Source organism: Enterobacter soli ATCC BAA-2102, assembly GCF_001654845.1.
GTDB lineage: Bacteria > Pseudomonadota > Gammaproteobacteria > Enterobacterales > Enterobacteriaceae > Enterobacter > Enterobacter soli.
Map to the genome: position 1 here is coordinate 77,194 of NZ_LXES01000042.1, position 9,687 is coordinate 86,880.

The 9,687-nt window shown below is 53.0% G+C and carries 9 protein-coding genes; 5 read left to right on the plus strand and 4 right to left on the minus strand.

The genetic code is table 11. The features are described from left to right. The first annotated feature begins 4 nt into the window (after window positions 1-4). The 3 genes from M987_RS16030 to M987_RS16040 all read left to right on the plus strand — a co-directional run bounded on the left by M987_RS16030 (window position 5) and on the right by M987_RS16040 (window position 4,229). Window positions 5-1,024 carry a Zn-dependent oxidoreductase gene (locus M987_RS16030; protein ID WP_014070150.1) on the plus strand — a complete coding sequence of 340 codons (1,020 nt, stop codon included), beginning with the start codon at window positions 5-7 and terminating at the stop codon, window positions 1,022-1,024. A gap of 73 nt (window positions 1,025-1,097) precedes the next feature. Next, window positions 1,098-2,474 (plus strand): MFS transporter, encoded by a 1,377-nt coding sequence (locus M987_RS16035; protein WP_014070151.1) that lies wholly within the window; start codon window positions 1,098-1,100, stop codon window positions 2,472-2,474. 291 nt (window positions 2,475-2,765) lie between these two features. After that, window positions 2,766-4,229: a mannitol dehydrogenase family protein gene (locus M987_RS16040; protein WP_014070152.1), complete on the plus strand. Its 1,464-nt coding sequence runs from the start codon at window positions 2,766-2,768 to the stop codon at window positions 4,227-4,229. Window positions 4,230-4,271: 42 nt separating this feature from the next. Here M987_RS16040 and ydfZ read toward each other — a convergent pair whose 3' ends face one another. Further along, window positions 4,272-4,475 carry a putative selenium delivery protein YdfZ gene (gene ydfZ, locus M987_RS16045; RefSeq protein ID WP_014070153.1) on the minus strand — a complete coding sequence of 68 codons (204 nt, stop codon included), beginning with the start codon at window positions 4,473-4,475 and terminating at the stop codon, window positions 4,272-4,274. A gap of 287 nt (window positions 4,476-4,762) precedes the next feature. On the opposite strand from ydfZ, the gene M987_RS16050 reads away from it, so the two are divergent. Then, window positions 4,763-5,194, plus strand: coding sequence for a universal stress protein (locus tag M987_RS16050; protein ID WP_014070154.1), 432 nt, complete (start codon window positions 4,763-4,765; stop codon window positions 5,192-5,194). A 43-nt stretch (window positions 5,195-5,237) separates the two neighbouring features. Here M987_RS16050 and M987_RS16055 read toward each other — a convergent pair whose 3' ends face one another. Next, window positions 5,238-5,924 (minus strand): GntR family transcriptional regulator, encoded by a 687-nt coding sequence (locus tag M987_RS16055; RefSeq protein WP_014070155.1) that lies wholly within the window; start codon window positions 5,922-5,924, stop codon window positions 5,238-5,240. Window positions 5,925-6,016: 92 nt separating this feature from the next. After that, on the minus strand, window positions 6,017-6,763 hold the full coding sequence (gene ydfG / locus M987_RS16060; protein ID WP_014070156.1) for a bifunctional NADP-dependent 3-hydroxy acid dehydrogenase/3-hydroxypropionate dehydrogenase YdfG: 747 nt from the start codon (window positions 6,761-6,763) through the stop codon (window positions 6,017-6,019). Window positions 6,764-6,906: 143 nt separating this feature from the next. Between ydfG and dcp the strand changes: the two genes are divergently transcribed. Continuing rightward, a complete protein-coding gene (gene dcp, locus M987_RS16065) occupies window positions 6,907-8,937 on the plus strand; it encodes a peptidyl-dipeptidase Dcp (RefSeq protein ID WP_014070157.1) in 2,031 nt (676 codons plus the stop codon). Between the two features lie 143 nt (window positions 8,938-9,080). Here dcp and M987_RS16070 read toward each other — a convergent pair whose 3' ends face one another. Beyond that, complete coding sequence (locus M987_RS16070; RefSeq protein ID WP_014070158.1) at window positions 9,081-9,272, minus strand: hypothetical protein; 192 nt, start codon at window positions 9,270-9,272, stop codon at window positions 9,081-9,083. Window positions 9,273-9,687 lie beyond the last annotated feature (415 nt).

A 9,687-nucleotide genomic window follows, 5' to 3' on the forward strand; every position in this document is an offset into this window, starting at 1 on the left:
AACAATGAAAAGCGTAGTGATTCAAAAACCGAATGAACTGGTGATTGAAGAGCGCACGCTCCCGGCTCCCGCAGCTGGTGAAGTCCGCGTCAAAATCAAACTTGCCGGGATCTGTGGTTCAGATAGTCATATCTATCGCGGCCACAACCCCTTCGCCAAATATCCGCGAGTGATCGGCCATGAGTTCTTTGGCGTGATTGATGCCGTGGGTGAGGGGATTGATGCCTCACGTGTTGGACAGCGCGTGTCGGTTGACCCGGTCATTAGCTGTGGTCACTGCTATCAGTGCTCAGTCGGTAAACCAAACGTCTGTGCATCCCTTGTGGTGCTGGGCGTGCACCGTGACGGCGGCTTCAGTGAGTACGCCGTGGTACCGGCAAAAAATGCGTGGGTTATTCCCGATGCCATCCCCGATAAACATGCGGTAATGGTCGAACCTTTTACCATTGCGGCGAACGTGACCGGGCAGGCTAAACCCACGGAGCAGGATGTGGCCTTGATCTTCGGCGCAGGCCCGATGGGGCTTGTCACCGTGCAGGCCCTGAAAGGGGTTTACAAGGTGAAGCAAGTCATCGTCGTCGACAGGATCGATGAACGCCTGGCGATGGCCGAACGTAGCGGCGCGGATTGGGTATTCAACAACGTAGAGCGCTCCGTGCAGTCCGTACTGGAAGAAAAAGACATCAAACCCACGCTGATTATTGATGCCGCGTGTCATCCATCCATTCTACAGGAGGCTATCAACCTGGCTGCACCGGCAGCCCGCATTGTCCTGATGGGGTTCTCCAGTGAACCGAGCCAGATTGTGCAGCAGGGCATTACCGGCAAAGAGCTGTCGATTTTCTCGTCGCGCCTGAATGCACACAAATTCCCGGTTGTTATTGAGTGGCTGGAAAAAGGGCTTATCGACCCGGAAAAACTGGTTACTCATACCTTTGACTATCACCACGTAACAGACGCCATTGAACTGTTTGAGAAAGACCAGCGGCAGTGCTGCAAGGTTTTGCTCACATTCGACCAATAACAATGAGTGCGGTTAAGAGCCTGCGCAGACAGGCTCTACGTGGTACGCATCTTACCTTTCAGAGATAGCCATTATGACTCAGACACAACCTCAAAGAACGACCTCGGATCTGGTGAAAGCCGCTGTTTCCGGCTGGCTTGGCACCGCGCTCGAGTTTATGGATTTTCAGCTGTATTCGCTGGGTGCCGCCCTTGTCTTCCATGAGATCTTTTTCCCGGAACAATCCGCTGCGATGGCATTGATCCTGGCAATGGGAACCTACGGTGCAGGCTATATTGCGCGCATCGTCGGGGCGTTTATTTTCGGCAGAATGGGCGACAGAATCGGTCGTAAAAAAGTGCTGTTCATCACCATCACGATGATGGGGATCTGTACCACCCTGATTGGTGTATTACCCACCTACGCGCAGATTGGCATCTTTGCCCCGGTTCTGCTCGTCACATTACGTATTATCCAGGGGCTTGGCGCCGGGGCAGAAATCTCTGGTGCGGGCACCATGCTTGCCGAGTATGCGCCGAAAGGTAAGCGCGGCATTATCTCTTCACTGGTGGCGATGGGGACTAACTGCGGAACGCTGAGCGCGACGGCTATCTGGGCGTTGATGTTCTTTGTTCTCGATCGTGAAGAGCTGGTGGCATGGGGCTGGCGTATTCCTTTCCTGGCAAGCGTGGTGGTGATGATCTTTGCTATCTGGCTGCGAATGAACCTGAAAGAAAGCCCGGTCTTTGAGAAGGTAAATGATGAAGACAACGCGGCGCCGGTCCCTGAGCAGGAAACGACGCTGGGCGCGATGTTCAAAAGCAAATCCTTCTGGCTGGCGACCGGTCTGCGTTTTGGTCAGGCGGGTAACTCTGGTCTGATTCAGACCTTCCTGGCGGGCTATCTGGTGCAGACGCTGCTGTTTAATAAAAGCATTCCAACCGATGCGCTGATGATCAGTTCCATTCTGGGGTTCATCACCATTCCGTTGCTGGGCTGGCTGTCGGACAAAATCGGGCGTCGTCTGCCTTACATTGTTCTTAACATCTCGGCCATCATTCTGGCGTACCCGATGCTGTCGATCATCGTCGACAAAACCTACACTCCGGGTGTGGTAATGCTCTGCATCATTATTATCCACAACTTCGCCGTACTGGGGCTGTTCGCGCTGGAAAACATCACCATGGCGGAAATGTTCGGCTCGCGTAACCGCTTTACCCGTATGGCTATTTCGAAAGAGGCGGGTGGCCTGGTGGCGGTTGGCTTTGGTCCGGTGCTGGCGGGGATCTTCTGCAACATGACCGGTTCCTGGTGGCCTATTGTGGTGATGATGGTGGTGTACTCACTGATAGGCTTGTTGTCCGCAATTTTAATGCCGGAAGTGTGCGACCGGGATTTGAGCGAAGCCGAAGATGCCGCAGAGGCTAACGCGTTAAAAGTGAAAGCGCATAACTACGGGGTGCAGTCATGAGTTTTAAATGACCGCTTTTGAATGGCAATAACCCTTCAGCAAACACCACCCAGCGTTGGCTGGGTGGTTTATAACTTCTGCCTTAGATGTCACACAACTTAATTTTTATATCACACCAATTAGACCAAAGTTAATGTAAATCAATATTCGGCCCGGTGCATTCAGTATGGTTATGGCTCATCCAAAATTATACGCACTGCCATTCTAGTTGGTGTAGTCAGCAAATCCGCAGCGGTGATGATCTTGCTGCTGCGGGGTTACATTTTTCATTTACGACAACGAGTCTCAATCATGGAAAACCGGTTATTAAAGGCGAAAGCTACGCTTCCTCAGTACGATCGCGACAGCCTGAAGACGCGCATTGTTCATTTAGGGTTTGGTGCCTTCCATCGTGCGCACCAGGCGGTGTATACCGATATCCTTGCCGCTGAACAGGGTAGCGACTGGGGTTACTGCGAAGTTAACCTGATTGGTGGCGAGCAGCAAATTGCCGACCTCAAAGCTCAGGATAATCTCTACACCGTGGCTGAAATGTCTGCCGATGCGTGGACCTCACGCGTGGTAGGCGTGGTGAACAGGGCGTTGCATGTTCAGGTTGATGGTCTGGAGACCGTGCTGGCGGCGATGTGCGAACCTCAGGTCGCGATTGTGTCGCTGACCATTACGGAGAAAGGATACTGCCATTCTCCGGCAACCGGGCAATTGATGCTCGACAATCCGTTTATCGTTGCTGACCTGCAAAACCCTCATCAGCCTAAATCCGCACCTGGCGTGATTGTTGAAGCGCTGGCACGCCGTAAAGCGGCGGGACTACCTGCCTTTACGGTGATGTCCTGCGATAACATGCCTGAAAACGGCCATGTGATGCGCAATGTCACCTGCGCATTTGCCCGCGCACTGGATAGCGAACTGGCGGAGTGGATTGAAGCAAACGTCACATTCCCGTCCACCATGGTGGATCGTATTGTTCCGGCGGTAACGGCTGAAACGCTGGATAAAATTGAGCAACTGACCGGCGTACGTGACCCGGCAGGTGTGGCCTGCGAACCGTTCCGTCAGTGGGTCATCGAAGACAACTTTGTTGCTGGCCGCCCGCAGTGGGAGAAAGCCGGTGCAGAACTGGTTGCAGACGTCATCCCGTTTGAAGAAATGAAGTTGCGGATGCTGAACGGTAGCCACTCATTCCTGGCGTATCTCGGCTATCTGGCCGGTTATCAGCACATCAACGACTGCATGGAAGATGCCCACTATCGCCGGGCAGCACATGCGCTGATGCTGAAAGAACAGGCGCCGACTTTGAAAGTAAAAGGGGTTGATCTGGCACATTATGCCGACCTGCTGATTGCACGCTACAGCAACCCGGCGTTGCGCCACCGTACCTGGCAAATTGCGATGGACGGTAGCCAGAAACTGCCACAAAGGATGCTGGATTCTGTGCGCTGGCATCTGGTGCATCAGCGTAGTTTCCCTCTGCTGGCGCTGGGTGTGGCAGGCTGGATGCGCTATGTCGGTGGCGTGGATGAGCAGGGTAACGCCATTGAAGTCAGCGATCCGCAGTTAGCGGTGATTCAGGCCGCAGTGAAGGGCAGTGCCGAAGGTGAAAGCCGAGTGAAAGCGCTGCTGGGCATTGAAGCCATTTTCGGTAAGGAATTGCCGCAGGAGCCTGTCTTTGTTGATGCGGTGAAGAAAGCCTATCAGTCATTACTGGCGAACGGCGCGAAAGCCACGGTTGAAGCATACGCCGGGCAGTTGTAATCCATCACATGCCGCCGTTCGCGGCGGCATGTTCCGCACGTTTTAGTGCATACCAAGGCGAATCAGTTCAATCGGTTCAAATTTCCCTTCGCATCCTTCCACTTCAACCGTTTTGCTACGACGCACGTGTGCGGCATCCAGGCCGTTGCTGTGAATCGCTTTAATAATGCCGGTGCGGCCTGTGCCGTTGATCATTACACGGCTGCCAGTGGTAATTGCGTTGCGGTTACGATCGTAAGTCATCATGGTATTTTCTCCTCTCTTGCTTAGCCGATACGGCGATATTCATCTCTTGCCGCTTTCGGAGCACTATAAATACGCCTGTCAGCCACGCATTTTTTTGTTTTTGATCAAACTCACACTTTTTTCTCAATTTTCGTAGGGGTTGACGTAACCCGACAGGTATTTACAAAGCGGACAGTTATTTTCTTTTATTGATAGTTTCTGCATGTGACCGTTTAAGGTTTGTTTATAGGGTGAATGTCACTCTGTATTCAGAAAATAACTCTTCAGCGGAATAAGGAGCCAGGCTTATGTATAAAAACATTTTGATGCCTGTTGATGTGTTTGAAATGGATTTGAGCGATAAAGCGGTTCGCCATGCAGCTAATCTGGCGAAGGAAGAAGGGGCAGCGATCACGCTGGTGAACATCCTGCCCAGCAGCAGTCGTTCTCTTCTGCGCGGCTTCAACGCGGATATCAAGAAGTTTGAAGAATATATGACGAATGAGTCAGAAAAAAAGATGAGCGAATTAAAACGCTTATTTGATATTGCGCCAGAGAATATCCATTGCACGGTACGTTTTGGTAACGTGCGTGATGAAATTATCGCCATGAGTAAAGAGGGCGAATATGACATCATTGTTATCGGTTCGAAAAATCCAAGCATTACCACGCACTTGCTTGGCTCAAATGCGGAATCGATATTACGGTACGCCAGAATCCCGGTATTAGTGGTTCGCTAATAACACCGCCGCGTCCCCCGATAGTCGTGGGATGCGGCATAAATTAGTCTTCGCTAAACCAGTCGCTATTTTCCTGTCGAATTAACTGCACGGATTCGCTGATTTCTTGCAAATGCAGCGTCATCGCTTTCTCCACACCATCAGGATCGCGTTTTTCCAGCGCCTTAAAAATATCATGGTGCTGACGGAGCAGCATTTCCGGCGGCGAGACGTGATCCAGGCTCATATAGCGCACACGGTCGATGGTGGCTTTGATATTCTCGATGGTGTCCCACGCAAGCTGGCAATCGGCAATTTGCGCCAGTTTTTGATGGAATTCATCGTCAAGCTGGAAAAAGTCATTTAGCTGCTTGCGATCGATAGCAATGCGTTGCTGATGCAGGTTTTGTTCCAGCAGGTAACACTGATTGTCGTCGATAAGCGAAGCGGCACGGCGAGCGACGGCGCACTCGATGGCCTGGCGTACAAAGCAGCCGTTACGGACCTGGGAAAGTGAAATCTTATTTACATAGCTGCCGCGCTGAGGACGGATCTGAATTAAACCGTTTTCGGCGAGTTTAATAAAGGCTTCGCGAACGGGCTGACGAGAAACGTCGAAACGCACCGACACTTCTTTTTCAGAAAGAGGCGTTCCCGGCGGGATCAGGCAATGCACAATGTCACGTCGCAAAATGCGATAGATTTGCTGATTAACAGGCTGGGTAGGGTTGAGTTGCGATTCAGCGGCCATGGGTTGTGATTTCTCAGAGAGTTAACGCGAACATACTACCATTCTTTTGCCGGCCATCACAGACCCGGCCCGCAGGCCGGGTAGGGAGCGGATTAACCGCGATGCACGCTCAGCCCGGCAAAGCTCTGGCTAACCGGCATCATTTCAACGGTATTGATGTTGACGTGTTTTGGCAGCGTCGCCACCCACCACACCGCTTCGGTAACGTCTTCCGGCGTTAACGCATTGGCGTTCTCATAGGTTTTGTCCGCTTTGTTATCATCGCCTTTGAAACGCACGTTGGAGAATTCAGTGCCGCCTACCAGGCCCGGCTCGATATCCGTCACGCGAATTGCCGTGCCGTGCAGGTCGGTGCGCAGGTTGAGGCTGAACTGGCGAACAAAAGCTTTGGTTGCGCCATAGACGTTGCCGCCCGCGTAAGGCCAACTGCCTGCGGTGGACCCGATGTTAATCACATGGCCGCGATTACGTTCAACCATTCCAGGCAGAACTGCGCGCGTCATGTATACCAGACCTTTGTTGTTGGTGTCGATCATGTTTTCCCAGTCTTCAACGCTGGCTTTGTGCGCAGGCTCCAGACCCAGCGCCAGACCAGCATTGTTGACCAGCACGTCAATGGCACGCCATTCAGCAGGCAGGTTGGCAATCATCTCTTCGATCGCCGCACGGTTGCGGACATCCAGTTGCGCAGTCAGGATGCTGTCGCCGAGCTCGTCTTTCAGCTCCTGCAAACGTTCCTGACGGCGCCCGGTCGCAATCACTTTATGGCCGTTGGCAACAAAGCGGCGCGTGATGCTTTCACCAAAACCTGCCGTCGCCCCGGTAACTAAAATAATCATCTCACTGTTCCTCAACGCTTTTTATGTTTTACTACCATAGCACGCTCTCAGGGAGCGCGTTAAGGCAACTTTTCTATGTCAGGATTGCAGGCGGGGAGCGGCTGACCTACTCTGGGGGGATATCCCGTTCTCAGGAGTCAACGATGTCGGTCAGCAATCCTTTTTTTGAAATCAGCCTCTTACCTTACCAGGCTCCGCGATTCGATGTAATTAACGATAGCCACTACCGTCCGGCATTTGATGAAGCCATGCGCCAAAAGCGCGCTGACATTGATGCCATCAGCGCGCAAACCACTGCGCCTGATTTCACCAACACCGTGCTGGCGCTGGAAAAAAGCGGTGCCATGCTGTCGCGCGTCAATAGCGTGTTTTTCGCCATGACGTCCGCGCATACCAATGATTATTTACAGGAGCTGGACGAGGCGTTTTCAACCGAGCTCGCAGGGCTTGCCAACGATATCTGGCTGAACGAAACGCTCTTTTCCCGCGTCGAGGCCGTCTGGCAGGAAAGGGCAACGCTGGATGCCGAATCCCGCCGCCTGGTGGAAGAAACCCATCAGCATTTTGTGTTGGCGGGTGCGCGACTGAATGCTGACGAAAAAGCTGAACTGAAATCCCTGAACACCGAGTCAGCCTCTCTGACAAGCCAGTTTAACCAGCGTCTGCTGGCGGCGGATAAAACGGGTGGGCTGGTGGTGGATTATGTTCACCAACTGGAAGGGCTTAGTGCCGATGAGATTGCCACTGCCGCCCAGGCAGCGGCGGAAAAGGGGCTGAACGATCGCTGGCTTATTCCGTTGCTTAACACCACGCAACAGCCTGCGCTTTCAACACTTGAAAATCGACAGACGCGTGAAAACCTGTTCAACGCCGGCTGGCTGCGCACGCAAAAGGGTGATGAAAATGATACCCGCGAGATCATACGTCGTCTGTCGGCGCTACGTGCACGTCAGGCTCAACTGTTAGGGTTCGACAGTTACGCAAGCTGGAGCACCGCCGACCAAATGGCCAAAACGCCGGAGGCAGCGCTGACGTTTATGCGCGGCATTGTCCCGGCGGCACGTGGCCGGGCAGAGCAAGAACTGGCGGATATCCAGAAAGTGATCGACGACGAGCAGGGCGGATTCACCGCACAGGCCTGGGACTGGTCGCTTTATGCAGAGCGCGTGCGTTTGGGGAAATACGCCCTGGATGAGTCGCAGATTAAACCTTACTTTGCGCTCAATACTGTCCTGCAAGACGGCGTGTTCTGGGCCGCCAGCCAGCTGTTTGGCATTAGCTTCGTCGAACGTTTTGATATTCCTGCGTATCACCCGGATGTTCGCGTGTGGGAAATTTTCGACCACACGGGCGAAGGGATGGCGTTGTTCTACGGTGATTTCTTTGCCCGTGACTCAAAAGGCGGTGGGGCCTGGATGGGCAATTTCGTGGAGCAGTCTTACGAATTTGCCGCACGTCCGGTCATTTATAACGTCTGCAATTATCAAAAACCGGCTAACGGGCAGACAGCGCTGATCTCCTGGGATGACGTGGTCACGCTGTTCCATGAATTTGGTCATACTCTGCATGGTCTGTTTGCCAGCCAACGGTACGCCACGCTTTCTGGCACCAATACACCGCGTGATTTTGTGGAGTTCCCGTCGCAAATTAACGAGCACTGGGCCAGCCATCCGCAGGTGTTTGCCCATTATGCGCGGCATTACGAAACGGGCGAACCCATGCCGGAGGCGCTGCGGGACAAGATGCTTAACGCCACCCAGTTCAATAAAGGCTACGACATGACGGAGCTGCTCAGTGCTGCGCTGCTCGACATGAACTGGCACGGGATCGCGGAACCGGTGGACGATGTTGATGCGTTTGAAGCTGCTGCACTCAAAAAAGAAGGCCTGGATCTTCCTGCTGTTCCACCGCGCTATCGCAGCAGCTATTTCGCCCATATCTTCGGCGGCGGCTACGCGGCTGGCTATTATGCGTATCTGTGGACGCAAATGTTGGCGGACGATGGCTATCAGTGGTTTGTTGAGCAGGGCGGGTTAACGCGTGAGAACGGGCAGATATTCCGCGATGCGATTTTGTCGCGCGGAAACAGCAGTGACCTGGAAGCGTTATACCGTGACTGGCGTGGGCACAATCCGAAGATTGAACCGATGTTGAAGAATCGCGGGTTGAGTTAAGGGGTGAGGGAACACTACAAAAAAGACGATCACAATCCGCTCCCTCTCCTGTTTGGGGAGAGGGGCCGTGCGTGTTCGTCTATTTTTCTGGGTAGAGAGAGCGCATTATGAACCTGTTCGTCAGGGCTATAGCTGACTGCCGGTTATTTACCAAACGTTGTCTCCTGACTGTATTCTTTCATCGTCAAATACAGGTCAACATACTTATAAAGCCTGTAAGGCCACTCTGCTGCGATATCCATTGATTCATAGGCTGTCATTTCTGATGTAAACGTCAGAAAAAGCCCAACAACAAAGAACCCGATGACATAGATCGTTGCCAGTGCTTTTAACATTTATTCCTCGTGCTAAGTAAAATGCAGTATTGCTGTAAATCGACAAGCTGAGGAATTTCTTTAACTTTTTAGTGAGCCTGGAAGCAGGGGAAATGTCAGGGGCATACAGTAAAACGGCAACTCATAGGTTGTAATGCTTGTCAGCTAAGCACGGTGGAGTGTTCCGTTCACCTTAATAGCCGCGTTCAGAACACGTGAACGGGATAAGGGAGCCGCCGCGGCCCCCTTATCAATCCCCGCGGCCCGCCAGGAAATCGGTGCTTCGCACTGCGCTCACCTCCCGACCCTCTGCCTGCGGTCGGCTCAACTCGAGATTACTCGTCCCATCCCTGGGACTCGCCCCTTCGGGGCCAACGCAAGCGTTGTTCAAAATTGCTCCCGGCAATTTTGTCCTGTCTCGATTCGCCTCTGGCCA

What these genes read in the sequence shown, in the direction of transcription:
- M987_RS16055 (WP_014070155.1), bottom strand. Translation starts at nt 5,924, where the DNA reads ATGGCCGCTGAATCGCAACTCAACCCTACCCAGCCTGTTAATCAGCAA.
- M987_RS16030 (WP_014070150.1), top strand. Translation starts at nt 5, where the DNA reads ATGAAAAGCGTAGTGATTCAAAAACCGAATGAACTGGTGATTGAAGAG.
- M987_RS16040 (WP_014070152.1), top strand. Translation starts at nt 2,766, where the DNA reads ATGGAAAACCGGTTATTAAAGGCGAAAGCTACGCTTCCTCAGTACGAT.
- M987_RS16070 (WP_014070158.1), bottom strand. Translation starts at nt 9,272, where the DNA reads ATGTTAAAAGCACTGGCAACGATCTATGTCATCGGGTTCTTTGTTGTT.
- M987_RS16050 (WP_014070154.1), top strand. Translation starts at nt 4,763, where the DNA reads ATGTATAAAAACATTTTGATGCCTGTTGATGTGTTTGAAATGGATTTG.
- M987_RS16035 (WP_014070151.1), top strand. Translation starts at nt 1,098, where the DNA reads ATGACTCAGACACAACCTCAAAGAACGACCTCGGATCTGGTGAAAGCC.
- ydfG (WP_014070156.1), bottom strand. Translation starts at nt 6,763, where the DNA reads ATGATTATTTTAGTTACCGGGGCGACGGCAGGTTTTGGTGAAAGCATC.
- dcp (WP_014070157.1), top strand. Translation starts at nt 6,907, where the DNA reads ATGTCGGTCAGCAATCCTTTTTTTGAAATCAGCCTCTTACCTTACCAG.
- ydfZ (WP_014070153.1), bottom strand. Translation starts at nt 4,475, where the DNA reads ATGATGACTTACGATCGTAACCGCAACGCAATTACCACTGGCAGCCGT.